Source organism: Azoarcus indigens (assembly GCF_004361735.1).
In the GTDB taxonomy this organism is placed as follows: domain Bacteria; phylum Pseudomonadota; class Gammaproteobacteria; order Burkholderiales; family Rhodocyclaceae; genus Azoarcus; species Azoarcus indigens.
The window spans coordinates 44,538-67,635 of the sequence record NZ_SNVV01000004.1; the positions used below are offsets into that span (position 1 = coordinate 44,538).

General features: G+C 67.7%; 22 protein-coding genes and 1 tRNA gene. 11 read left to right on the top strand and 12 right to left on the bottom strand.

The genetic code is table 11. From position 1 onward, the window contains the following. Positions 1–71 precede the first annotated feature (71 nt). Entirely contained in the window at positions 72–887 is an 816-nt protein-coding gene (gene mutM / locus C7389_RS06145; protein ID WP_133589419.1) for a bifunctional DNA-formamidopyrimidine glycosylase/DNA-(apurinic or apyrimidinic site) lyase, read from the top strand. 112 nt (positions 888–999) lie between these two features. After that, the gene (locus C7389_RS06150; protein ID WP_133589421.1) at positions 1,000–2,988 is read left to right on the top strand and encodes a dynamin family protein; all 1,989 of its coding nucleotides are present in this window, start codon (positions 1,000–1,002) and stop codon (positions 2,986–2,988) included. A 78-nt stretch (positions 2,989–3,066) separates the two neighbouring features. On the opposite strand, the gene C7389_RS06155 is transcribed toward C7389_RS06150, so the two are convergent. The 5 genes from C7389_RS06155 to C7389_RS06175 are packed head-to-tail and all read right to left on the bottom strand — an operon-like array spanning position 3,067 to position 7,140. Further along, positions 3,067–3,321, bottom strand: coding sequence for a YfhL family 4Fe-4S dicluster ferredoxin (locus C7389_RS06155; RefSeq protein ID WP_133589423.1), 255 nt, complete (start codon positions 3,319–3,321; stop codon positions 3,067–3,069). A gap of 16 nt (positions 3,322–3,337) precedes the next feature. Then, positions 3,338–3,829 (bottom strand): pantetheine-phosphate adenylyltransferase, encoded by a 492-nt coding sequence (gene coaD / locus C7389_RS06160; RefSeq protein ID WP_133589425.1) that lies wholly within the window; start codon positions 3,827–3,829, stop codon positions 3,338–3,340. Next, positions 3,826–4,365, bottom strand: a complete 540-nt coding sequence (gene rsmD, locus C7389_RS06165) for a 16S rRNA (guanine(966)-N(2))-methyltransferase RsmD (RefSeq protein WP_133589427.1) — start codon at positions 4,363–4,365, stop codon at positions 3,826–3,828. Before rsmD ends, coaD begins: the two co-directional genes overlap by 4 nt. Then, positions 4,362–5,762: a M16 family metallopeptidase gene (locus C7389_RS06170; protein ID WP_133589429.1), complete on the bottom strand. Its 1,401-nt coding sequence runs from the start codon at positions 5,760–5,762 to the stop codon at positions 4,362–4,364. The genes rsmD and C7389_RS06170 overlap by 4 nt, the downstream gene beginning before the upstream one ends. Before the next feature lies 1 nt (position 5,763). Beyond that, positions 5,764–7,140: a M16 family metallopeptidase gene (locus C7389_RS06175; RefSeq protein ID WP_133589431.1), complete on the bottom strand. Its 1,377-nt coding sequence runs from the start codon at positions 7,138–7,140 to the stop codon at positions 5,764–5,766. 164 nt (positions 7,141–7,304) lie between these two features. On the opposite strand from C7389_RS06175, the gene ftsY reads away from it, so the two are divergent. From ftsY to ahpF, 5 genes are all read left to right on the top strand, one after another. Continuing rightward, positions 7,305–8,408: a signal recognition particle-docking protein FtsY gene (ftsY, locus tag C7389_RS06180; RefSeq protein WP_133589433.1), complete on the top strand. Its 1,104-nt coding sequence runs from the start codon at positions 7,305–7,307 to the stop codon at positions 8,406–8,408. Continuing rightward, the gene (locus tag C7389_RS06185; RefSeq protein WP_133589435.1) at positions 8,405–9,064 is read left to right on the top strand and encodes a cell division ATP-binding protein FtsE; all 660 of its coding nucleotides are present in this window, start codon (positions 8,405–8,407) and stop codon (positions 9,062–9,064) included. The genes ftsY and C7389_RS06185 overlap by 4 nt, the downstream gene beginning before the upstream one ends. A 58-nt stretch (positions 9,065–9,122) precedes the next feature. Further along, positions 9,123–10,019, top strand: coding sequence for a permease-like cell division protein FtsX (gene ftsX / locus C7389_RS06190; protein WP_133589437.1), 897 nt, complete (start codon positions 9,123–9,125; stop codon positions 10,017–10,019). 192 nt (positions 10,020–10,211) lie between these two features. Further along, positions 10,212–10,775: an alkyl hydroperoxide reductase subunit C gene (gene ahpC, locus C7389_RS06195; protein ID WP_133589439.1), complete on the top strand. Its 564-nt coding sequence runs from the start codon at positions 10,212–10,214 to the stop codon at positions 10,773–10,775. A 120-nt stretch (positions 10,776–10,895) separates the two neighbouring features. Then, a complete protein-coding gene (gene ahpF / locus C7389_RS06200; RefSeq protein WP_133589441.1) occupies positions 10,896–12,449 on the top strand; it encodes an alkyl hydroperoxide reductase subunit F in 1,554 nt (517 codons plus the stop codon). Between the two features lie 203 nt (positions 12,450–12,652). Here ahpF and C7389_RS24830 read toward each other — a convergent pair whose 3' ends face one another. The 7 genes from C7389_RS24830 to C7389_RS06230 all read right to left on the bottom strand — a co-directional run bounded on the left by C7389_RS24830 (position 12,653) and on the right by C7389_RS06230 (position 19,458). Beyond that, positions 12,653–12,814, bottom strand: coding sequence for a hypothetical protein (locus tag C7389_RS24830; RefSeq protein WP_162851686.1), 162 nt, complete (start codon positions 12,812–12,814; stop codon positions 12,653–12,655). Beyond that, positions 12,811–13,938, bottom strand: a complete 1,128-nt coding sequence (locus C7389_RS06205) for a PepSY-associated TM helix domain-containing protein (protein ID WP_133589443.1) — start codon at positions 13,936–13,938, stop codon at positions 12,811–12,813. Before C7389_RS06205 ends, C7389_RS24830 begins: the two co-directional genes overlap by 4 nt. Then, on the bottom strand, positions 13,938–16,340 hold the full coding sequence (locus C7389_RS06210) for a TonB-dependent receptor (RefSeq protein WP_133589445.1): 2,403 nt from the start codon (positions 16,338–16,340) through the stop codon (positions 13,938–13,940). The genes C7389_RS06205 and C7389_RS06210 overlap by 1 nt, the downstream gene beginning before the upstream one ends. 82 nt (positions 16,341–16,422) lie before the next feature. Next, the gene (locus tag C7389_RS06215) at positions 16,423–17,283 is read right to left on the bottom strand and encodes a FecR family protein (protein ID WP_133589447.1); all 861 of its coding nucleotides are present in this window, start codon (positions 17,281–17,283) and stop codon (positions 16,423–16,425) included. Then, positions 17,264–17,896: an RNA polymerase sigma factor gene (locus C7389_RS06220; RefSeq protein ID WP_211168189.1), complete on the bottom strand. Its 633-nt coding sequence runs from the start codon at positions 17,894–17,896 to the stop codon at positions 17,264–17,266. The genes C7389_RS06215 and C7389_RS06220 overlap by 20 nt, the downstream gene beginning before the upstream one ends. Before the next feature lie 127 nt (positions 17,897–18,023). Further along, positions 18,024–19,196, bottom strand: a complete 1,173-nt coding sequence (locus tag C7389_RS06225; RefSeq protein WP_133589450.1) for an MFS transporter — start codon at positions 19,194–19,196, stop codon at positions 18,024–18,026. 185 nt (positions 19,197–19,381) lie between these two features. After that, positions 19,382–19,458: transfer RNA gene (locus tag C7389_RS06230), tRNA-Met, on the bottom strand. 310 nt (positions 19,459–19,768) lie between these two features. Between C7389_RS06230 and C7389_RS06235 the strand changes: the two genes are divergently transcribed. The 4 genes from C7389_RS06235 to ybeY are packed head-to-tail and all read left to right on the top strand — an operon-like array spanning position 19,769 to position 23,081. Further along, on the top strand, positions 19,769–19,984 hold the full coding sequence (locus C7389_RS06235) for a hypothetical protein (RefSeq protein WP_246034656.1): 216 nt from the start codon (positions 19,769–19,771) through the stop codon (positions 19,982–19,984). 13 nt (positions 19,985–19,997) lie between these two features. Continuing rightward, positions 19,998–21,347 (top strand): tRNA (N6-isopentenyl adenosine(37)-C2)-methylthiotransferase MiaB, encoded by a 1,350-nt coding sequence (gene miaB, locus C7389_RS06240; protein ID WP_133589452.1) that lies wholly within the window; start codon positions 19,998–20,000, stop codon positions 21,345–21,347. Continuing rightward, on the top strand, positions 21,347–22,333 hold the full coding sequence (locus C7389_RS06245) for a PhoH family protein (RefSeq protein WP_425455561.1): 987 nt from the start codon (positions 21,347–21,349) through the stop codon (positions 22,331–22,333). Before miaB ends, C7389_RS06245 begins: the two co-directional genes overlap by 1 nt. Then, complete coding sequence (gene ybeY, locus C7389_RS06250; protein WP_133589454.1) at positions 22,326–23,081, top strand: rRNA maturation RNase YbeY; 756 nt, start codon at positions 22,326–22,328, stop codon at positions 23,079–23,081. The genes C7389_RS06245 and ybeY overlap by 8 nt, the downstream gene beginning before the upstream one ends. The last annotated feature ends 17 nt before the right edge of the window (positions 23,082–23,098 follow it).

Here is a 23,098-nt window from a genome sequence, read left to right on the forward strand (position 1 = left end):
GTGCGCCGGCAAGCGACGGGTTCCCCGCATCGCGCCCGGCCGCGCCGTCCCCTGGAGAGAGCGTTTCCGCCATGCCCGAATTGCCCGAAGTCGAAACCACCCGCCGCGGCGTGGAGCCCCATGTGGAAGGCCAGTTGTTGACCGCGGTACTGGTGCGCAACCCGCGCCTGCGCCAGCCGGTGCCGGCAGACCTCGCGGCGCTGCTCGCGGGCCGCCGCCTGCTGTCGGTGTCGCGGCGGGCGAAGTACCTGCTGTTCGGTTTCGGCCATGGTTCGCTGATCTTGCATCTGGGGATGTCGGGCAGCCTGCGGGTGGTGCAGGCGGAGGAGCCGGCGGGCGTGCATGACCATGTGGATCTGGTGTTCGGCGAGCGCGCGCTGCGGCTGCGCGACCCCCGCCGTTTCGGCATGGTGGTGTGGCAGCCGGGCGAGGCGGCGGGCCATCCGCGGCTGGCGCGGCTGGGGCCGGAGCCGCTGGACGAGGCCTTCAACGGCGCCTGGCTGTACCAGGTGAGCCGCGGCCTTCGGGCGCCGATCAAGCATGTGTTGATGGATGGGCACAAGGTAGTCGGCGTGGGCAACATCTACGCATCGGAGAGTCTCTTCCGCGCCCGCATCCACCCGCTGGAGCAAGCTGGCCGTATCGGCCTGCAGCGCTGCGAGCGGCTGGCGGAGGCGGTGAAGGAGACGCTGCACGCGGCCATCGCCGCCGGCGGCAGCACCCTGCGTGACTTCGTCGGCGGTGACGGCCAGCCGGGTTACTTCCAGCAGCAGTACTTCGCCTATGGCCGGGATGGGCAGGCGTGCCGGGTCTGTGGCGGCGAGATCAGCCGGGTGGTGAGCGGACAGCGCGCCACCTACTTCTGCCCTGCCTGCCAGCGGCGCTGATCCCGGCGCGGGCGCTGGCTTCGCGCCGGATGCGCTTCCGTTCCACGGGCATGGCTGGCGGAGGCGAAGGGCGCTATGCTGTCGGTGTTTTTCCTGCGCGGGCGTAAGTCACATGGTCGAGCAAAACGGCAAGCTGATCGAAGAGTTCTCCGCCTATGGGCGGTGGCGCGGGGCGGTGGCGGACGAAGTCGGCAGGCTGCGCGCCTGGCTGACGCGCAACGAGGTTGGCGACGCTCAGGCCGACCTGCGCCTGCAGTACGTGCTGGAGCGCCTGCGCGACGACAAGCTGTCGGTCGCCTTCATCGCCGAGTTCTCCCGCGGCAAGTCGGAGCTGATCAATGCCATCTTCTTCTCCGACTATGGCGATCGCATCCTGCCTTCCAGCGCCGGCCGCACCACGATGTGCCCCACCGAATTGCAGTGGTCCGCGGGCGCCACGCCGGAGCTGCGGCTGCTGCCCATCGCCAGCCGGGCGCTGCAGGCACCGGTCAGCGAACTGAAGCGCTTCCCGGATGAGTGGGTGGTGACGCCGCTGAAGGCCGACTCCGCCGCTGAGTTGCAGGTGGCATTGGCCCGTGTCGGCGAGACGCTGCGGGTGCCGGCGGAGGAGGCGCGCCGCTTCGGCTTCGACATCGACCCCGCCGGCGAGCAGGGGCTGGCGCCGGAGGCGGACGGCCTGGTGGAGATTCCCAGCTGGCGCCATGCGGTGATCCAGTTCCCGCACCCGCTGCTGGAGCAGGGGCTGGTGGTGCTGGACACGCCGGGTCTGAATGCCATCGGCGCCGAGCCGGAACTGACCCTGTCCATGCTGCCGAATGCGCATGCGGTGCTGTTCATCCTGGCGGCGGACACCGGCGTTACCCAGAGCGATCTGGCGGTGTGGCGGGAGTATGTGCAGGGCGGGCAGGAGCGGAAGAAGGGCCGCCTCGTCGTGCTCAACAAGATCGATGGCCTGTGGGACGGGCTGCGGGAAGAGGCGCAGATCGAGGCGGAGATCTCCCGCCAGGTGGAGAGCGTGGCCTCGACGCTGGGCGTGGGCGAAGACCGGGTGTTCCCGGTGTCCGCGCAGAAAGGTCTGGTGGCGCGGGTAAATGGCGACGCCGAACTGCTGGCCCGCAGCCGCCTGCCGGCGCTGGAGCGGGCGCTGGCGGATGATCTGCTGCCGACGCGGCAGGAGATCGTCGGCGAAAGCACATTGAGCGAGACCGACGAACTGGTGCGCCAGACCCGTGGCCTGCTGGAAGCGCGCCTGGCCGGGCTGCGCGAGCAGTTGCAAGAGCTGACCGACCTGCGCGGCAAGAACCAGAGCGTCATCGAGTACATGATGCGCAAGATCCGCGCGGAGAAGGATGAGTTCGAGCAGGGGCTGCAGAAGTACTACGCGGTGCGTTCGGTGTTCTCCAACCTCACCAACAACCTGCTGGCCAACCTCGGCATGGACGCCTTGCGCGATGAGACCCGCCGTACCCGGGAAGCGATGCTGGAGGCAAGTTTCACCCGCGGGCTCAAGGAGGCGATGGAGGGCTTCTTCAGCCACCTGAGGGGAAACCTGCGCCGCTCCACCACCGAGATCGCCGAGATCACCAGCATGCTGGATGCGATGTACAAGCGCTTCAGCGTGGAGCACGGGCTGACGCTGAATCCGCCGGAGCCTTTCTCCACCCTGCGCTACGAGCGCGAACTGGACCGGCTGGAGAAGGCCTTCAATCGGCAGATCAACACGGCGCTCATTCTTGTCACCACCGAGAAGCACACGCTGACGCAGAAGTTCTTCGAGACGGTGGCGCTGCAGGCGCGCCGGACCTTCGAGGTTGCCAACCGCGACGTGGAGCAATGGTTGCGGGCGGTGATGTCGCCGCTGGAAACCCAGGTGCGGGAGTACCAGATCCAGCTCAAGCGCCGGCTGGAAAGCGTGAAGCGCATCCACCAGGCTACCGATACGCTGGAAGAGCGGGTGGAGGAGTTGCAGCAGCAGGAACTGGCGCTACTCGGACTGGTGAGCGAGCTGTCCGGCCTGGACGAGGCCATACACCGGGCTCTCGGGCTGACTCACGCCGCGGCGGGGGCGGCAGCGGGGGGCGGGATCATACAGGCTGCCTGACGCCAGGAGCCGGGCAAAGGAAACGGGGCGCGCCATTGGCTCGCCCCGTTGTCTTTCTGGCGATGCGGTGGTCTGGATTCAGGCCTGAACGCCGGTCAGCTTGATGTACTTCTCCATCAGCTGTTCCTTGGACTCGACGTGGTCCGGGTTCAGGGGAATACAGTCGACCGGGCACACCTGTTGGCACTGCGGCTCATCGAAGTGGCCTACGCATTCGGTGCACTTGTTGGCATCGATCTGGTAGATCTCGTCGCCCTGGGAAATGGCGCCATTGGGGCATTCCGGCTCGCAGACGTCGCAGTTGATGCACTCGTCGGTAATCATCAGAGACATGTTTGTCGCTTCCTTCCTATCGCTTAGAACTCACTTTCTGTTGCAGCCGGGCCAGCACGGCTGGCTGCACGAACTTGCTGACGTCGCCGCCTAGGCGGGCAATTTCCCGCACCATGGTCGCCGAGATGAACATGTGCTCCTCCGACGGCGTGAGGAATACGGTTTCGACGTCCGGAAACAGCTTGCGGTTCATTCCCGCCATCTGGAACTCGTACTCGAAATCGGACACCGCGCGCAGGCCACGCAGTATCAGGCGCGCATTCTGGGACCGGAGGAAGTCCATCAGCAAGCTATTGAAGCCGAGCACCTGCACATTCGGGAAGGGCGTCAGCACTTCCCTGGCGATCTCCACCCGCTCGGCAAGCGTGAAGATCGGATTCTTTCCGGCACTCTCGGCAACCGCCACGATGACCCGGTCAAAGAGCAGTGCCGATCGCCGCACAAGGTCTTCGTGGCCGCGCGTGAACGGGTCAAACGTACCGGGATAGACCGCCACCCCTTCCTTCATTCCTGGTTCCCCTGCAAGAGATGGAAGTGAACCTGTCCGGCGTGGCCCTGCCTGATCGTTTGCCACCCTGCCAGGCGAGTCACCGGGGCTTCCGCCTCTGCGTAGAGCCAGCCGTCCGGTTGCAGAACCCGCTCCAGCAGCGGCTCCACGCGCTCGAGCCAGCCCTGCTTGTAGGGGGGGTCGAGGAACACCACATCGAATTTTCGTGAGGTGGACTGGAGGAATCTTACCGCATCGCCGCGAACGATCTCCACCCGTTCGGCGTGCAGCGTCTTGGCGTTGGCCGTCAGCGCCGCGTAGGCCTTGGGATCGCGCTCCACCATGACGACACTTGCTGCGCCGCGGGAGGCGGATTCGAAACCGAGGATGCCGCTGCCGGCGAAGAGGTCCAGGCAGTGCAGGCCGTCCAGCTCCTGGCCCAGCCAGTTGAACAGAGTCTCGCGCACCCGGTCGGGGGTGGGCCGCAGGCCGGTGACGGGGGCGACGTCGATCAGGCGTGATCGCCAGGCGCCGCCGACAATGCGGACGCGGCTCACCGCGGGCCGCCGGCGTCGGCGGGGGAAGGCGCCGCTTCGGCCGCCGCAGGCTCGGCCTTGCGATCGCCGTCGCCGCCGACGATGACCGCCACCCGGTGCGCCGGCTCCAGGCGGCGGCGATAGGCGTCGCGGATCTGTTCGGCGCTGACTTCGGCCACCTTGCGTGGATAACTGTCCAGCCAGTCCAGCGGCAGGCGGTAGAAACCGATCACCGCCACATAGCCGAGGATCTTGCGGTTGGAGTCCAGCCGCAGGCCGAAGCCGTTGATGATGTTGTCCTTGGCGGCGCGCAGCTCGGCGGCGGTGGGGCCGTCGGCGATGAAATCGGCCAGGGTCCGGTCGACCACCTGCAGGGCGTCATCCACCTGGCTGCCGCGGGTCTGCAGAGCGATCTGGAAGGGGCCGGCGACCTGCTGCGGCATGAAGTGGCTGGAGACGCTGTAGGCGTAGCCGCGCTTCTCGCGCACTTCCTTGGTCAGGCGGGAGACGAAGCCACCGCCGCCGAGCACGTAGTTGCCGACCAGCAGCGGGTAGTAATCCGGGTCTTCCCGCGACAGCACCGGCTGGCCAATCAGTACATGGGCCTGGGCGGACGGGTTGGGGATGCGCAGCACGGCGGCCTCCGGCTGGTGTGGCTGGGCCATTGGCGGTGCCGGTTCGCCGGCAGGCAGCGCTGCGGTGAGGTCGACGGCGATGCGCTCGGCGGTCTGACGGTCCACATCGCCGACGATGGCGATGGAGGCGTTGCGGGCGACGTAGTGGCGGCCGTGGTAGGCGACCAGATCCTCGCGGCCGATGGCGGCCAGCGACTCCAGGCTGGTGCTGAGGCCGTATGGATGACTGCCGTAGATGGACTGGGCGAACTGCTTGGCGGCGATGGGGCCGGGCCGCGTCAGCGCTTCCTTCAGGCCAGCGATGCCGCGGGCGCGTTCGCGTTCCAGCACGTCGGCCGGGAAGCGCGGGTGGGCGAGCAACTCGGCTGCGAGGGCGACGCCGGCGTCGCGCTCCCGTGCGGAGGAAAGGGTGCGCAGGCTGAGGCTGCTGCGGTCGGCTTCCACGCCGCCACCGATAGCGATGCCGAGATCGGCGCTGCGGTCCGAGATGGCCTGTTCGTCCAGTTCGCCGGCGCCGGCATCCAGCAGGCCGCGGGTCAGCGAGGCGGTGCCGGCCTTGCCGGCAGGATCGGCGGCGCTGCCACCGGCGAAGTCGATCTGGATGTCGACCAGCGGCAGCGCGTGGCTCTCGACGAAATAGACGCGGGCGCCGGTCGGCGCCGTCCAGTGCTGGATGGTGGGCGACGCCGTGGCCGGCAGCGAAGCGGCCAGTGTGGCGATGGCGAACAACGCACCAGCCAGCGCCCGGCCGGCATGGAGGCGAGAAACGAGGGTTTTCTTCATGTCAGTGCCGGGGCGTGAAGGGAGAGCGGGTGCGGGGGGCGCCCGCCGGCTGGGGTTCCAGCCGGGCAACGGTGAGGCTGGCGTCGTCGAAGTAGCGGCGTGCGACCTCGCGCACTTCGTCGGCAGTGACGCGGCGCAGGCCGTCCAGCAGGGTTTGCTCGTCGCGCCAGGACAGGCCGGAGGATTCCAGGTAGCCGATCTCCATCGCCTGGCCCATCAGCGAGTCGCGCTTGTAAACCTGGGCGGCAATGGCTTGGGTCTTGACCCGTGCCAACTCTGCCTCGCTGACGCCTTCGTCGCGTATGCGCTGCAGCTCTGCCCGCAGAGCGGCTTCCAGTTCGGCTTCGGTCCTGCCCGGGGCGGGGGTGCCGTCCAGCCGGAACAGCGAGGGGCCACGGCCGCCGCCGTCGTAGCTGGCGCCGGCGGAGACGGCGACACGCTGGTCGCGCACCAGGCGGCGGTTGAGGCGGGCGCCATCGTAGCCGTCGAGGATGGCGGCGAGCACTTCCAGCGCGTAGGGCTCGCGATCCTTCACCGGGTCCTGCAGCGAGGGCACATGCCAGGCGAGGCTGAAGTAGGGCAGTTCAGCCGGCGCCTTGACTGTGGTGGCGCGGGGGCCGCGCTGCTCCGGCTCGCTGGAGATGCGGCGCTCCGGCAGGGGCCGGGCGGGAATGGCGCCGTAATGCTTGCGTGCGTCGCGGAACACCGCCTCGTGATCCACGTCGCCGACCACGACCAGGTAGGCGTTGTTGGGCGCGTACCAACGTTGGTACCAGCTGCGGGCGTCGGCCACGGTCATGCTCTGCAGGTCGGTCATCCAGCCGATCACCGGGCGGCGGTAGGGATGGGCCTGGAAGGCGGTGGCCATCAGCTGCTCGTAGACCAGGGCGCGCGGCTGGTCGTCGGTGCGCAGGCGGCGCTCCTCCTTCACCACCTCGATCTCGCGTTTGAACTCGTCTTCGGTCAGCACCAGGTTGCGCATGCGGTCGGCTTCCAGCGCCATCATCGCGCCCAGGTGGGTGGGCGGAATCTGCTGGAAGTAGGCGGTGTAGTCCTTGCCGGTGAAGGCGTTGTCCTGGCCGCCGACGGCGGCGACCCGCTTGTTGAATTCGCCCGGACCGACTTTCCTGGTGCCCTTGAACATCATGTGTTCCAGCACATGGGCGACGCCGGACACGCCGTCCTCCTCGTCCATGGCGCCGCTGCGGTACCACACCATGTGCACTACCGAGGGGGCGCGGCGGTCTTCCTTGACGATCACCTTCATGCCGTTGGGCAACACCGTCTCGAAGGGATTGGCCCGGGCCGGGCTGGCGAGCAGCGCGGCTGCGGCCAGACCTGCGGCGAGCAGGGGGAGGGAGAGTGGGGGGCGAACCATGGGCGTGTCCTGCATCTGGTAGAATTTCCGCCGCTTCGCGCCATGCGGCGTTCAATCCGCCGGCTAGGCGGGGAGCGCATCTTAGCCTTATTTGATCCTGTCGGGCCGGCTGGCGGCCATGCCATCCGGCTTCCGCCGAACGACCCCCTCAGACCCGAGCGCCCATGTTTGGTTTCTTCAAGAAGTCCGGCAAGACGCCGGCTGCGGATGAGCAGCAGGCCGACCAGGCCGAGCGCCCCGCAGATGCCGCCGACACCGGCGCAACGCCGCCGGCGGTCGAGTCGCAGCAGCTCGCGGCGGCAGTGCCGGCGCCCATGCCCGAAACCGCCGCGCGTCCGTCCTGGGGCGATCGCCTCAAGGCCGGCCTGGCCCGCACCCGGCAGCAGCTGGGCGGCGGCCTCGCCAGCCTGTTCGGCCGGCGCAAGATCGACGAAGACCTGCTCGAAGAGCTGGAGAGCACGCTGCTGATGGCCGATTGCGGCGTCGAGGCAACCGGGTTCCTGCTCGGCGAGCTGCGCACCCGCTGGAAGCGCGATCGCCTGGAAACCGCCGACCAGCTGCAGGAAGCGCTGGCCGAAGCGCTGCACGGCATCATCGCGCCGCTGGAGCAGCCGCTGGACGTCAGCCCGCACACGCCCTTCATCATCATGATCGCCGGCGTGAACGGCTCAGGGAAGACCACCTCCATCGGCAAGCTGGCAAAGTATTTCCAGGCCCAGGGCAAGAGCGTGCTGCTGGCCGCCGGCGACACCTTCCGCGCCGCCGCCCGCGAGCAGCTGATGACCTGGGGTGAGCGCAACAACGTCACCGTGGTCGCGCAGGAAAGTGGCGATGCGGCGGCGGTGATCTTCGACGCCATCAATGCCGCCCGCGCCCGCGGCATCGACGTGGTGCTGGCCGATACTGCCGGCCGCCTGCCGACCCAGCTCCACCTGATGGAAGAGATCGCCAAGGTCCGCCGGGTGATCGCCAAGGCGGCGCCGGACGGCCCGCACGAGGTGCTGCTGGTGCTGGATGCCAACATCGGCCAGAACGCGCTGGCGCAGGTGAAGGCCTTCGACGCCGCCATCGGCGTCACCGGCCTGGTGGTGACCAAGCTGGACGGCACCGCCAAGGGCGGGGTGTTGGCCGCCATCGCCCGCCAGTGCCCGAAGCCCTTGCGCTTCATCGGCGTGGGCGAAGGCATAGACGACCTGCAGCCCTTCCATGCGCGCGAGTTCGTAGATGCGCTGTTCGAACCTTTGCCGGGAGCCGGCGGCCGCGCATGATCGTCTTCGATAACGTCGCCAAGCGATACCCCGGCGGTTACACCGCGCTGGCCGGCGTCAGTTTCGAGATCCGCCATGGCGAACTGGTGGTGCTCTCCGGCCACTCCGGCGCCGGCAAGAGCACGCTGCTGAAGCTGATTCCGGCCATCGAGCGGCCCACCGCCGGCACGGTGCTGATCAACGGTCAGGATGTGTCCCGCCTGCCGCGCCGCGCGGTGCCCTACTTGCGCCGCAACCTCGGCCTGATGCTGCAGGAGAGCAAGCTGCTGACCGACCGCAGCGTGTTCGAGAACGTGATGCTGCCGCTGGTGATCACCGGGCACCCGCCGGGTGACGCGGCCAAGCGGGTGGCGGCGGCGTTGGAGCGGGTCGGCCTCGGCGGCCGCGGCCGCGAGATGCCGCTGGGCCTGTCCGGTGGCGAGCAGCAGCGGGTGGCGATCGCCCGCGCCATCGTCAACCGCCCCTCCATATTGATTGCCGACGAGCCGACCGCTCACCTGGACCCGGCCTACGCCGACGAGATCGCCGCCTTGTTCAAGTCCTTCAACAGCGCCGGCGTCACCGTGCTGGTTTCCACCCACGATGCCAATCTGTTCGCTGCCAACAAGCCGCGCCGGCTCGTCCTGGCCAAGGGCCTGCTGACGGAGGGGGCGTGATGGACTTCGTCCTGTTCCCGATTGCCGCCGTGAACACCGGGGTGCGGGAGGTGGCGCCGTGAGCAACTGGCTCTATCTGCACGCCCGCGCCATCGCCGATGCCTTCCGCCGCCTGGCCGGGCAGCCCCTGGGCACCCTGCTGTCGGCGATGGTGGTCGGCATCGCGCTATCGCTGCCGGCGGGTGGCTACCTGCTGCTGGACAATGTGGCGACGCTGGCGCGCGGCGTGTCCGGCACGCCGGAGATCAGCCTCTTCCTCGCCAACGACGCCGGTGCTGCGGACGTGGCGGCGGTCGAGCGCCGCCTCAAGGGCAACCCGGAACTGAGCAGTTTCCGCTTCGTGTCCCGCGACGATGCCCTGCATCAGCTGGAGCGCAGCGGCCTGGGCGATGTGCTCGGCGGCCTCACTGCCAATCCCTTGCCGGACGCCTTCATCGTCGCGCCGCACAGCGAGGATCCGGCGGTGTTCGAGCGGCTGGCCACCGAGATGCGTGGCTGGCCCAAGGTGGCGCATGTGCAGCTGGACTCCGCCTGGGTGAAGCGTCTGCACGCGCTGCTCGGGCTGGGTCGCTCCGCGGTGTTGATGCTGGCCGGGCTGCTGGGCTTCGCGCTGGTCATCGTCACCTTCAACACCATCCGCCTGCAGATCCTGACGCAACGGGCGGAGATCGAGGTGAGCCGCCTGCTGGGCGCCACCGACCCCTTCATCCGCCGCCCCTTCTACTGGTTCGGCATCCTGCAGGGCGCGCTCGGCGGCCTGGTGGCGCTGGGCACGGTGTGGCTGGGCGTGCGGGCGCTGGCGGGGCCGGTGACGGCGCTGGCGGAAACCTACGGCGCGGTGTTCGCGCTAGCCGGCCCGGGGTTGCCGGAAGCGGCGGCCATCCTGGCATTCGCTGCGCTGCTGGGCTGGCTGGGCGCGGCGGTTTCGGTGCGGCGGCATCTGGCGGGCGACTGAGCCGGCCGCATGCTTGCGGCTGAAACGTCTACTACGCTAATAGGTCACACAGCCCGTGCTCGGGGGGTGGCCGATAGCCGAGAACAATCAGGACCATCCTGATAATCAATTAGAGCAATTCGTGGCGCGGGCATAAACTGCATCCCATGAAGTCTGCAACACGTCGTTCCATCAACATAACGGAGATTCGAGATGTCCTTGATCAACACCGAAATCAAGCCTTTCACCGCGACCGCCTACCACAATGGCAAGTTCGTCGATGTGTCCGATGCTGACGTGAAGGGCAAGTGGGCCGTGTTCTTCTTCTACCCGGCCGACTTCACCTTCGTGTGCCCGACCGAGCTGGGCGACCTGGCCGACAACTACGCTGAATTCCAGAAGCTGGGCGTGGAAATCTACGGCGTGTCCACCGACACCCATTTCACCCACAAGGCCTGGCACGACACCTCCGACACGATCCGCAAGATCCAGTACCCGCTGATCGGCGACCCGCTGTGGACCCTGTCCAAGAACTTCGAAGTGCTGCGCGAGAACCAGGGCCTGGCCAACCGTGGCACCTTCATCGTCGATCCGAACGGCATCGTCCAGGCTGTCGAAGTGACCGCCGAAGGCATCGGCCGCGACGCCCAGGAACTGCTGCGCAAGGTGAAGGCTGCCCAGTACGTGGCTTCTCACCCGGGCGAAGTCTGCCCCGCCAAGTGGAAGGAAGGCGAAGCCACCCTGGCCCCCTCGCTGGACCTCGTCGGCAAGATCTAAGCCGCTGTTGCCCTCCCGGGCTACCCGCCCGGGAAGCAGAATCGACAGCCGGCCCCGAGCCGGCTGTGTTTTATGTGCGCCGCTACCGCGGGTACTGCATTCATCACGGATGGAATCATCATGCTGGACGCCAACATCAAGACCCAACTGAAAGCCTACCTGGAGAAGGTCACGCAGCCGATCGAGATCGTTGCGTCGCTGGACGCTGGCGACAAGTCTCGTGAAATGCAGGGCCTGCTGAGGGACCTCGCCGAGCTCTCCGACAAGATCACGGTGACCGAGTCCCGCGACGACGGCAATCGCAAACCCTCGTTTTCGCTCAACCGCAAGGGCGGCGACATCGGCGTGCGTTTCGCCGGCCTGCCGATGGGCCATGAATTCACCTCGCTGATCCTGGCCCTGCTGCAGGTGGGTGGTCACCCGCCCAAGGCCGAGGCCGACGTCATCGAGCAGATCCGCAACCTCGAAGGCAAGTTCGAGTTCGAGACCTACATCTCGCTGTCCTGCCACAACTGCCCGGAAGTGGTGCAGGCGCTGAACCTGATGGCGGTGATCAACCCCAACATCCGCCACACCATGATCGACGGCGCGCTGTTCCAGGGCGAGGTCGAGCAGCGCCAGATCATGGCGGTGCCCACCGTGTTCCTGAACGGCGAGCACTTCGGCCAGGGCCGCATGGAGCTGGGTGAGATCCTCGCCAAGATCGACACCGGCGCGAGCAAGCGCGCGGCGGAAAAGATGGCTGCCAAGGAAGCCTTCGACGTGCTCGTCGTCGGCGGTGGCCCGGCCGGCGCGGCGGCGGCGATCTATGCCGCGCGCAAGGGCATCCGCACCGGCATCGTCGCCGAGCGTTTCGGCGGCCAGGTGATGGATACGCTGGGCATCGAGAACTTCATCTCGGTGAATTACACCGAGGGCCCCAAGCTGGTCGCCAGCCTGGAAGAGCATGTGAAGCAGTACGAAGTGGACGTGATGAACCTGCAGCGCGTGGCCGCCATCGTGCCGGGTGACCTGGCCGAGGTGAAGCTGGAGAATGGCGCCGCGCTGAAGGCGAAGACGGTGATCCTGGCGACCGGTGCGCGCTGGCGCGAGATGAACGTGCCCGGCGAGAAGGAATACCGCGGCAAGGGCGTGGCCTACTGCCCGCACTGCGACGGCCCGCTGTTCAAGGGCAAGCGGGTGGCGGTGGTGGGCGGCGGCAACTCCGGTGTCGAGGCCGCAATCGACCTCGCCGGCGTGGTTTCCCATGTGACGCTGCTGGAGTTCGCCGACAAGCTGCGGGCGGACGCGGTGCTGCAGAAGAAGCTCTTCAGCCTGCCCAACGTTACCGTGCTGACCAATGCGCAGACCACGGAGGTGACCGGTACTGACAAGGTGAACGGCCTGGTCTATAAGGACCGTGTGTCGGGCGAGAGCAAGCGTATCGACCTGGAAGGCATCTTCGTCCAGATCGGCCTGTTGCCCAACACCGATTTCCTGAAGGGCACGGTGGAACTGTCGAAGTTCGGCGAGATCGTGGTCGATGCCAAGGGCCAGACCTCGGTGCCGGGCGTGTTTGCCGCCGGTGATTGCACCACGGTGCCGTACAAGCAGATCATCATCGCCATGGGCGAGGGCGCGAAGGCCTCGCTGAGCGCCTTCGATCACCTTATCCGCACCTCGGTCGAGGCCTGAGCTTCTGACCACCGGGCCTGAAGACGGGCCCACGAAAAGCCAGCGTAGCCCCAACCACAACAGAGAGTCGCCCCGCCCAGTGCGGGGCTCTTTTTTTGTGCGGCGGGATGTTCGCGCCCGACGGGAGGGCGCGGCGAGGAAGGCGTTCCGGCTGGGCTCTGTTCGCCTGAGGGCCGGCCAGCCCGAACGTCCTCCCGGACCGTTCAGGCCCTTCGCCGCAGTGAGCACCCCAAGCAGACGGCGACCGGAATGCCCAGCCCGATCCAGGCGGCGACGTCGCCCAGTCCATCCGACACCAGCCCCGCGGCCAGTCCGCCGGCCGTCAGCAAAGCCAGCACCACAGGCCATGCCCAGATGCGCATCATGGCTTCGCCTCCTGGCCGCCGCGGCGCCACCACAGGTAGAGGCCGCTGCCGAGCACGACGATGGTGATGAGGTCCAGCAGCGCCCACAGCGCCTTCATCGGCAGCCCGCCGTAGTCGCCGAAGTGCAGGGGCTCGGAGAGCTGCAGCACGGTGACGTACCAGGGCCGGCCGCTGGCTTCCAGCACCTCGCCGTTGTCAGCATCCACCAGCAGCGCCTGTGTCAGCCGGGCGGTGAGCGGGGTGTCGCCGCTCAGCAGTACCGCGTGATGGGTGGGCGTGCTGCGCAGGGTGCCGGGGAAAGCGATCATGTCGACCTTCATGCCCGGCGCGGCCAACAGGGCGCGCTCCATCGCGCGTTGCACGCTGCCATCGGCGGCCGCTGCGCCAGCGGCATCGGGCGCCAGCACGGTGTGGGTCGCGCCCGCCTGCAGCGCGGCCACCTGCTCCGCCTGCCAGGCCTTGAAGATGAGTTCCGCCCAGGTGTTCACCACGCCGGTGAAGCCCACCACCAGCGCCCATACCACGGTGACGATGCCCAGCAGGTTGTGCAGATCCAGCCAGCGGGTGCGGGTGGCGCGCTGGCGTCGTACCGTGCCGAAGTCCAGCTTGCGCATGAAGGGCGCATACAGCACCACGCCGGAGACGATGGCGGTCACCAGCAGCAGCCCCATCGCGCCGAGGAAGAGCTTGCCCGGCAGGCCGGCGTACATGTCCACATGCAGCCGGTACATCACGCTCATGAAGCCCGAGTCGAACTGCGGCTCGCCCAGTACTTCGGCGGTACGGGCATCGACCAGCACCAGGCGGGAGGCGCTCTCGTCGGTATCCACCCGGGTGTCGAGCTTGACGTACCACAGGTTCGGATCGTCTTCCCCGGCGAAGAAGTAGAGCGGCACCAGACTGGGATAGTGGGCGACGGCAGCTTGCGCCACCGCGTCTAGGCTGGCCCGTGGCGTGTCGGCCGGCATCTCGGGCGCATGGATGCCATCGCCTGCCAGATGATCGATCTCATGAGAGAAGATCAGCGGCAGGCCGGTGAGGCAGAGCAGCAACATGAAGAGCGTACAGACGAGGCTGGACCACTTGTGGATCCAGCCCCACCGCCGCATCGCAGCGGCCGTCATCAGAAGTCGACGGTGGCGCTGAGCACGAAGGTGCGTGGTGCGCCTTGCACCAGGTAGTAGGAGTTCGGATAGCCGCCGGTAGAGGCCCAGTAGTCTTTGTTGGTGACGTTATCCACCCGGGCGCGGAAGGTGACCACCTGGCCGCCCAGGGTGGTCAGGTAGCGGGCGCCGAGGTCGTAACGGGTCCAGGACGGGATCTTGTAGGCATTGTTTGCACTGGCGTATTGGGATGAGGTGTGGATCGCCCGGGCATTGAGCGACAGACCGGGCACGCCAGGCACCTCCCATTCGGTGCCGAGATTCAACTGCGTGGAGGGAACGCCGATGGCGCGTTTGCCCTCGGTGGCGCTGTCGCCGGTCTTGCGCTGCTCCGCGTTGAGGAAGGTGACGCCGCCTAGTACGCGCAGGCCGTTGATCGGTTCGCCATAGGCGGTAATTTCCAGGCCGCGGTTGCGTTGCTCGCCGGCCTCCTGGAATTCGCCGTCTTTATCCGCGCCAAAGGGGCGTGCGGTCTGAAAGATCGCCACCGCGCCGCCCAGTTTGCCGCCATCGTACTTCAGGCCGATTTCACCCTGCTTGGAACGGTAGGGAGAGAGCACCCGGCCCGGTGTCGCACTGGAAGTACCGGCGGTTTCGCCTTTTTGCAGGCCTTCGATGTAGTTGGCGTAGGCGGAGAATTGCGGCGTCAGCTTGTAAACAACGCCCACCATGGGCGAAATCGCGCTCTTGTCATAACTCGCGCCACGGGCGCCGGTCACGTTGTCGTAGGCCTTGGTTTCCAGGTTCTGGCTGCGGATGCCCAGGGTCAGCAGCAGGCTGTCGTCCATGAAGCCCAAGGTGTCGGCGATGGAGATGCCGCTGGCCGTGGTGCGGTCGGTGGTGCGCGGCGAGGACAGGTCGCCGGAGCTGGCAACAGCCGGCATGGGCAGTTCGACCGGGTTGTACAGGTTGCTGGGCAGCGGACCGCCGGAAGCAAAGGCATTGCTGGAGTCCAGGCTGTAGCGGGAGGCCGAGACGGCCCAGGCGTGGGAGATGCTGCCGGTACGGGTGCTGCCCCGCATGCCGACTTCGCCGGTGCGGACGATGTCCTCGCGGGCGTTGTCGAAGCGGGAGCCGGAGAGCACGCCGTCCGCGGTGGAGCGCGGGTTAGCCAGCACGTTCTTTTCGCGGCCCACGCGCATGCCGGCGGCCAGCCAGGCCGTCACGCTGCTGGAGAAGTCGAACTCGGCGCGGAAGGTGCCGAAGGTTCCACGTTCCTGGGAGTAGGTCCAGGGCTGGGCATAGTTGTCCTCCGCATCCGGCACGCTGGGGATGGCGCCGGTGGGCGTGACGCTGGGGCGGGGCTCATCGAAACGTTGGTATTGGTAGCCGGCATCGGCGGAGAGGCGGAAGCTGTCGCCGCGGTAGTCGAGGCCGATGGAGAACATGTCCAGTTCCCGGCTTTCCTTGTCTACTGCGGTGTCGCCGTCGCGCCGGGCGGCGTTGATGCGCACGCCCAGGCGATTGTCCGGGCCGAAGCGGCGGGCGACGTCGGCAGCCACAAAGGCCTGGCCACCGCTTTCCACGCCGACGGTGATCTGGGTCAGCGGATCGTTGGGGGCACGCTTGGGCAGGAGATTGACTGCACCGCCTATTCCACTGCCGCCCGGGGCGGCGCCGTTGAGAAAGGTGTTGGCGCCACGGAACACCTCGACTCGCTCCAGAAACTCGGTGGCGACGTACTGGCGCGGCAGCAGGCCGTAGAGGCCGTTGTACATCATGTCGTCGGAGTACACCGGGAAACCGCGGATGACGTACAGCTCCTGGAAGTTGCCGAAGCCGCGGGCGGTGCGAACGGAAGGATCGTTCAGCAGCACGTCGGCCACGCTCCTGGCTTGCTGATCCTGGATCAGCTCCGCGGTGTAGGCGGTGGTGTTGAAGGGCGTTTCCATGATGTCGCGGTTGCCCAGCAAGCCGACGCGGCCGCCGCGGGCGACCTGGTTGCCGGCGAAGTTGGGCGGCAGGCCGGCGGCGGAGGCGTCGGCGCTGGCGTTCACCGTGACGGTGGCGAGTGCGGTGGCGCCGTTGCTGGAACTGGGCGCGATTTCCACGGTGAAGGTGCGCTCGTCGCGGGCCTGCAGCCGCAGGCCGCTGCCGGCGAGCAGGCGTTCCAGCGCTTCGCGCGGGGTGTAGTCGCCGCGTAGCGCCGGGGCGCGGCGGCCGGCGGTGATGTCGGAGGCGAAGAAGACCTGCACGCCGGCGCGGCGTGCGGCTTCGTTCAGGGCGCGGTCCAGCGGCTCGGCTGCCTGGTCGAAACGGACGGGAGCGGTTTGCGCGTGGGCGGCGCAGGCGAGCAGCACGCCAGCGGCCAGCGTGGACAGGCGCAGGGCGGCGCGGGGCAGGAGAGAGGAGGAGCGAGCCACGGGTTTTCCTTGAAAGTGAGGACTTCAAGGACCATGTCGAGCGCCGCCGCGCCCAACCCTACCTCTCCCGGCAGAAAAATTTTCAGCGCGGGCTGATATCCACGCTGCCGTCGGCTTGCGGGCTTACCCGCACGGGCAGGATGCGCGGCAGCAGGGAGAGCGCCTGGTCGGTGTTGGCGGTGTCGAACACGCCGGAAACCTCCAGGGCGGCGAGGTGCTCGCCGTGCAGGCGCACCGGCTGGCTGCGATAGCGGGCGATTTCTGCCAGGGCTTCGCTCAGCGGGGTGTGGTCGAACACCAGCCGGCCTTCGCGCCACGCGCTTTCACGTTCCAGATCCACCTGGCCGGTCTGTGCGGCGCTTCCGTTGCGAGTGGACAGGCGCTGGCCGGGTGCCAGCCGGCTTGTGCTGCCGTCGATGGCGGTTACCTGGACGACACCCTCGCTCAGGGTGACACTGGACTGTTCCGGGCCGCGCACCACGTCGAACATGGTGCCGACCACCTGCACGCTGAAGCGGCCTGCATCCACCTCGAAGGGGCGGACGAGCATGGGGGCGACGGCGAAGGAGGCGCGGCCCTGCTCCAGCATGCTGCGGCGGCTGCGCAGATGCCAGGACACGCGCAGCGCGCTGGCGGTGTCCAGCGTGATCTGGCTGCCATCCGCCAGCGTTACCGTGCGCTGCTCGCCGACGGCGGTCTGGAAGCGCTCCTCGGCGTAGGGCGGGTCGAGCAAGATCAGCGCCGCCAGCAGCAGGCTGCCGCCGATGGCCGCCGCTACCCGCTCCTTCCGCCTGGGCTTCTTCCGCGCCCGCGGGACGCTGCCGGGCAGCGGAAAGAGCTGCTTCAGCGCTTCCCGCTCCTCGCTCAGCAACTCGTCCAGGGCAGTGGCGGGGGCTTGCGTATCGTCGGAGGGTGGGCAGGAGTTAGCTCGGTGCGGGGGCATTGCGGGGCGCGGGCGCGGGACGTGGCGGCGTGGAGGAGGCCGCGATTGTATCGTCCAGGGCAAGGCGGCAGGCTGCCATGCCCAGGCGCAGGTGCTTCTCTACTGTCTTCAGCGAGATGCCGAGTTGGTCGGCTACTTCGGCCTGTTGCATCTGGTGGATCTTGTGCATCACGAAGACATCGCGGCAGCGCGGCGGCAGCGCCTCGATGGCGGCGGCGAGGCAGGCCAGGCGCTCGCGGCCGGCGAAGAGCTGCGCCGGGTCGCGGCCGAAGGGCGAGGGGTCGGCGCACTCCGGCAGGTCTGCCGCATGCTCCAGCCACTGCCGTTGGGCGGTTTCGCTGCGATAGCGGTCGATGGCGCGGCGGGAGGCGATCTCCCGCAGAAAGGCCAGCGGTACCCGGATCTCGCCTTCGGGCGGGCGTTCGATCAACTCCACGCAGACATCGTGCACCACGTCCTGGGCTTCGGCCCGGTCGCCGCCGCGGCGACCGATATGCTGGCGCACGTGGCTGACCAGATCGTCGTAGTGGCGGACGATGGCCGCCAGCAAGCGGCTGCCCTTGGGGGTGGGGCTGCTGGTGCTGCAGGAGAGGGGGGAGGTGGCGACGGGCAAACGCTTGGATTCCGGACTGGCGGAGCGGAGCTGCCGCAGGGATGGCTTTAATGAGAATTATTACCATTCCTTTTCCTGCCTGCAAGCATCCCGCGTCGCCAAGTCTCTCCGTCGTGGCGCGATGGTCTCAGGCCGCGCAGGCAGTCCGCCGGTCCAGCCGGCCGCTCCAGGTGGTCAGGCCGAAGGCCAGCAGCACCACCAGCGCGCCGACCCAGGGCGTGTTCATCAACCCGGCCTCCGCCACGATCAGCCCGCCCGCCCAGGCGCCGCCGGCGATGCCGAGGTTGAAGGCGGCGATGTTCAGGCCGGAGGCCACGTCCACCGCATGCGGCGCGTGACGCTCGGCCTGCTGCACCACGTACACCTGCAGCCCCGGCACGTTGCCGAAGGCGACCGCGCCCCACAGCAGCACGGTGAGCAGTGCCAGCACCGGATGCGGCGCGGTGAAGGTGAGCATCAGCAGCACCGCGGCAAGCAGCAGGAAGATGAGTTGCAACGCGCGTATCGGCCCATGGCGGTCTGCCAGCTTGCCACCCCACAGATTGCCGACCGCAACCGACACCCCGTAGACCAGCAGCACCAGGCTGACCGCGCCGGCGCTGAAGCCGCTCACCTGCTGCAGGATGGGGGCGAGGAAGGTGAAGGCGATGAAGGAGCCGCCATAGCCCAGCGCCGTCTTCGCATACACCATCAGCAGCCGCGGCTGGGCGAGCACCTCCAGCTGGCGCAGCAGCGAGGCCGGCGGCGTGTGGGGAATGCGAGGCGGGACGAACAGCAGGCTGGCGAAGAACGCCACGACTCCGAGTGCGGAGACCGCGAGGAAGGTGGCGCGCCAGCCAAAGTGCTGGCCGATGAAGGTGCCCAGCGGAACACCGGTGACCAGCGCCACCGTCAGCCCGGTGAACATGATCGCGATGGCGCTCGCTGCCCGTTCCTTTGGAACCAGCCCGGTGGCGATGGTGGAGCCGATGGAGAAGAACACGCCGTGCGCCAGTCCGGTGAGCACCCGGGCGGCGATCAGCGACTCATAGCCCGGCGCATGCCAGGCCAGCAGGTTGCCGGCGGTGAACAGCGCCATCAGCGCCAGCAGCAGCTGCTTGCGCGGCATGCGGCCGGTGAGGGCGGTGAGCAGCGGTGCGCCGATGGCGACGCCCAGTGCATAGAGGCTGACCAGCAGGCCGGCCGAAGGCAGGCTGACGGCAAGATCGGCGGCGATGGTCGGGATCAGGCCGACGATGACGAATTCGGTGGTGCCGATGGCAAAGGCGCTTACGGTTAGCGCCAGCAGGGCGATGGGCATGGGAGCACTCCGGGTTGGGGAGTGCGCAGTCTGGCGCCGGTATTGCTGCGGAAAAACGCGGCTTTCGTGGAAGGATAATTGCGGTGGGGGCAAGAATCGCCGGCTGGCGTCTGCGCTCGTCGCAATGAAAGCAGGCCGGAAAGCAAAAAGGGCCTGGTTGCCCAGGCCCTTCTGCCGAATCCGTGTGGTGGTGATGGGCGGAATCGAACCGCCGACCTACGGGTTATGAATCCGTCGCTCTAACCGTCTGAGCTACATCACCAACCGAGCTCGCGAATATAGCGGGCACCCGAGAGGCCGTCAATATCGCTTTTGCGATGCGGAATGCGACTTTTTGCGTAGGCAATCGGCTTTGCGATGGCAGAGGGCTTGATTTATAAGGCTTTTGGATTGACATCGCTTGGTGCTTCGGGGATGATCGCGAACTATCTTTCCCTAAGTCCCGGCCCTGCCGGTTCGCCTTGCGCACCTCCCGCTTCCTTGCTCTTGGTCTGATCCTGTCCGTCTTCGGCGGCCAGCTTGGCTGCGCGTACGCACTGCGCCCTTTTCCGGTGGCAGCGAAGAAGATGGAGATGAGCTTCGCCGGCGGCGACAGCGTCGCGGTGGATGACACCGCCTACCGCCTCAGCCCAGGCGCGCAGATCCGGGACACGCGCAACTTCATCGTGCTGCCCAGCCACCTCCGTGGCGAGTACAAGGTGCGGGCGGTGATGGACAACAATGGCCAGGTCCACCGGGTATGGTTGCTCACCCCGGAAGAGGCCGCGGTGGTCGACCCCAAGCAGTGATCAAGCGAATTCCATGAAGAAGCTGTACATCCGCACCTTCGGGTGCCAGATGAACGAGTACGACTCCGACAAGATGGCAGACGTGCTCGGCGTGGCCGAAGGGCTCACCAAGACGGACAACGTGGAAGAGGCGGATGTGATCCTCTTCAACACCTGTTCGGTGCGCGAGAAGGCGCAGGAGCGGGTGTTCCACGACCTCGGCCGCGCCCGGCTGCTGAAGCAGCAGAAGCCGGAGCTCATCATCGGCGTCGGCGGTTGCGTGGCCAGCCAGGAAGGTGAGGCCATCGTTGCCCGCGCGCCCTATGTGGACGTGGTGTTCGGGCCGCAGACCCTGCATCGCCTGCCGGCGCTGATCGAAGCGCGGCGGCGCAGCGGCCGCTCGCAGGTGGACATCTCCTTCCCCGAGATCGAGAAGTTCGACGCCCTGCCGCCGGCGCGGGTCGAGGGCGCCAGCGCCTTCGTCTCCATCATGGAGGGCTGCTCCAAGTACTGCACTTTCTGCGTAGTGCCCTACACCCGCGGCGAGGAAGTCTCCCGTCCGCTGGACGACGTGCTGGCCGAGATCGCGGGGCTTGCGGGCCAGGGCGTGAAGGAAGTGACCTTGCTCGGCCAGAACGTGAATGCCTGGCGTGGCGCCATGAGCCGCGACGACGAGGAGGCCGGCGACTTCGCCTTCCTGCTCGAATGCGTGTGCGAGATCCCCGGCATCGAGCGCGTGCGCTACACCACCTCCCATCCGCGCGAGATGACGCCGCGCATGTTCGAGGCCTATGCCCGCCTGCCCAAGCTGGTCTCCCACTTGCACCTGCCGGTGCAATCCGGCTCCGACCGCATCCTGGCGGCGATGAAGCGCGGCTATACCGCGATCGAGTTCAAGTCGGTGGTGAAGAAGCTGCGCGCGGCGCGGCCGGACCTGTCGCTGTCCTCCGACTTCATCGTCGGCTTCCCCGGCGAAACCGAGGAAGACTTCGACAAGACAATGAAGCTGATCGAGGAGATCGGCTTCGATTCTTCCTTCAGCTTCGTCTACAGCGCCCGCCCCGGCACGCCGGCGGCCGAGCTGGAAGATCCGGTGCCGCAGGAAACCAAGCTGGCCTGGCTGGCGCGGCTGCAGAAGCGCATCGACGAGCAGGCCAGCGCCATCAGCCAGGCCATGGTCGGCACGGTGCAGCGCATCCTGGTGGAAGGACCGTCCAAGAAGAACCCGGACGAGCTGGCCGGCCGCACCGGCAACAACCGGGTGGTGAACTTCATCGCGCCCTCGCCCAACCGGGCGCGGCTGATCAACCAGTTCGTAGACGTCCGCATCACCGCCGCGCTGCCCCACAGCCTGCGGGGCGAGATCGTCGTCCGGGAGTCCTGATGCCTGATCTCGAAGTCGTGCTGGAGCCGGTGGACAACATCCGTCTAGCCAACCTCTGCGGCGTGCTGGACGAGAACCTGCGCCAGATCGAAAGCGCCTTCGACGTCACCATCGCCCGCCGCGGCGAGCGCTTCGCCGTGCATGGCGACACCGCGCGCAGCCAGCTGGCGGCGCAGGCGCTGCGCCAGTTCTACGGCCGCGCCGGCAATCACCTGTCGGTGGACGACATCCAGCTCGGTCTGGTGGAAATCGCCAACCGTACCGAGCCGCTGCTGCCGGCGGCGCCGGCGCTGCTCACCCGCCGCAGCGAGCTGCATGGGCGCACGCCGCGCCAGGTCGAATACCTGCGCAACATCCAGGATCACGACATCACCTTTGGCATCGGCCCCGCCGGCACCGGCAAGACCTATCTGGCGGTGGCGAGCGCGGTGGACGCCTTCGAGCGCGACCTGGTCGAGCGCATCATCCTCACCCGGCCGGCGGTGGAGGCGGGCGAGCGCCTGGGTTTCCTGCCCGGCGACCTGGCGCAGAAGGTCGACCCCTACCTGCGGCCGCTGTATGACGCGCTCTACGACCTGATGGGCTTCGACCGCGTCGGCAAACTGTTCGAGCGCGGCAGCATCGAGATCGCGCCGCTGGCCTTCATGCGTGGCCGCACGCTGAACAACGCCTTCATCATCCTGGACGAGGCGCAAAACACCACGCCGGAACAGATGAAGATGTTCCTCACCCGCATCGGTTTCGGTGCCCGCGCGGTGGTGACCGGCGACCTCACCCAGGTGGACCTGCCGCGCGGCATGCGCAGCGGCCTGCGCGAGGCGCGCGACGTGCTGGCCGGCGTGCGCGGCCTGGCTTTCACCGAGTTCCACAAGGAAGACGTGGTGCGCCATCCGCTGGTCGCGCGCATCGTCGATGCTTATGACACCCAGGCTGCGCGTGTCGCGCGGGCCGAAGAAGAGAAGAAGAGGGAGCGTGGAGATGCCTAAGCAGGCAGCCAGTCCGAAGATCGTCGCCATCGGTGCCGACGGCAAACGCAGCCGGATCAAGGCCGAACGGCTGGAGATCGAGATCGGCGACGGCCGCCGCCTGCTGCTGGGCTTCCCGCCGCAGGGCTGGGGCGAGCTGGAGATCGAGGCCGAGACCGCCGACGAGGCGGAGGTGCCTGTCGTCAGTGTGCAGGCCAGCGCCTGCAATGTGCTGACGCTGCGGGTGGATGTGCACCGCGACCTGCTGCCGGTGGAATCCTTCTCCCTGCCGGAACAGGCCACGCCGCCGGCCCTGGCGCTGACGGTGCAGAAAGCGCTGGACGGCGCCGACAAGGCCGCCGCGCCGAAGAAGCACCTGTTCCGCCGCTGGGCGCAGGCCGCGCTGCTGCGCGACGCCGAGGTCACCATCCGCCTGGTCGGCGAGGACGAAGGGCGCACGTTGAACCGGGATTTCCGCGGCAAGGACTACGCCACCAACGTCCTCACCTTCGTCTATGGTGAAGAGGGCGAGGCAGGCGTGCCGCTGTTCGGCGATCTGGTGCTGTGCGTGCCGGTGGTGCTGCGCGAGGCCGTCGCTCAGGGCAAGACCGCGGACGCCCACTTCGCCCACCTGGTGGTACACGGCATGCTGCACCTGCAAGGCCACGACCATGAGAACGACCGCGAAGCCGAAACCATGGAAGACCTGGAGCGCGAGATCCTGAAGCGCCTGGGTTATGCCGACCCTTACGCCGCCGAGCGCGCCTGACGGCGCAGGCCTCGGGT

Coding starts and splice junctions, on each gene's coding strand:
- mutM (WP_133589419.1), top strand. CDS start 72: ATGCCCGAATTGCCCGAAGTCGAAACCACCCGCCGCGGCGTGGAGCCC.
- C7389_RS06150 (WP_133589421.1), top strand. CDS start 1,000: ATGGTCGAGCAAAACGGCAAGCTGATCGAAGAGTTCTCCGCCTATGGG.
- C7389_RS06155 (WP_133589423.1), bottom strand. CDS start 3,321: ATGTCTCTGATGATTACCGACGAGTGCATCAACTGCGACGTCTGCGAG.
- coaD (WP_133589425.1), bottom strand. CDS start 3,829: ATGAAGGAAGGGGTGGCGGTCTATCCCGGTACGTTTGACCCGTTCACG.
- C7389_RS06170 (WP_133589429.1), bottom strand. CDS start 5,762: ATGAAGAAAACCCTCGTTTCTCGCCTCCATGCCGGCCGGGCGCTGGCT.
- C7389_RS06175 (WP_133589431.1), bottom strand. CDS start 7,140: ATGGTTCGCCCCCCACTCTCCCTCCCCCTGCTCGCCGCAGGTCTGGCC.
- ftsY (WP_133589433.1), top strand. CDS start 7,305: ATGTTTGGTTTCTTCAAGAAGTCCGGCAAGACGCCGGCTGCGGATGAG.
- C7389_RS06185 (WP_133589435.1), top strand. CDS start 8,405: ATGATCGTCTTCGATAACGTCGCCAAGCGATACCCCGGCGGTTACACC.
- ahpC (WP_133589439.1), top strand. CDS start 10,212: ATGTCCTTGATCAACACCGAAATCAAGCCTTTCACCGCGACCGCCTAC.
- ahpF (WP_133589441.1), top strand. CDS start 10,896: ATGCTGGACGCCAACATCAAGACCCAACTGAAAGCCTACCTGGAGAAG.
- C7389_RS24830 (WP_162851686.1), bottom strand. CDS start 12,814: ATGATGCGCATCTGGGCATGGCCTGTGGTGCTGGCTTTGCTGACGGCC.
- C7389_RS06205 (WP_133589443.1), bottom strand. CDS start 13,938: ATGACGGCCGCTGCGATGCGGCGGTGGGGCTGGATCCACAAGTGGTCC.
- C7389_RS06215 (WP_133589447.1), bottom strand. CDS start 17,283: ATGCCCCCGCACCGAGCTAACTCCTGCCCACCCTCCGACGATACGCAA.
- C7389_RS06225 (WP_133589450.1), bottom strand. CDS start 19,196: ATGCCCATCGCCCTGCTGGCGCTAACCGTAAGCGCCTTTGCCATCGGC.
- C7389_RS06235 (WP_246034656.1), top strand. CDS start 19,769: ATGAGCTTCGCCGGCGGCGACAGCGTCGCGGTGGATGACACCGCCTAC.
- miaB (WP_133589452.1), top strand. CDS start 19,998: ATGAAGAAGCTGTACATCCGCACCTTCGGGTGCCAGATGAACGAGTAC.
- C7389_RS06245 (WP_425455561.1), top strand. CDS start 21,347: ATGCCTGATCTCGAAGTCGTGCTGGAGCCGGTGGACAACATCCGTCTA.
- ybeY (WP_133589454.1), top strand. CDS start 22,326: ATGCCTAAGCAGGCAGCCAGTCCGAAGATCGTCGCCATCGGTGCCGAC.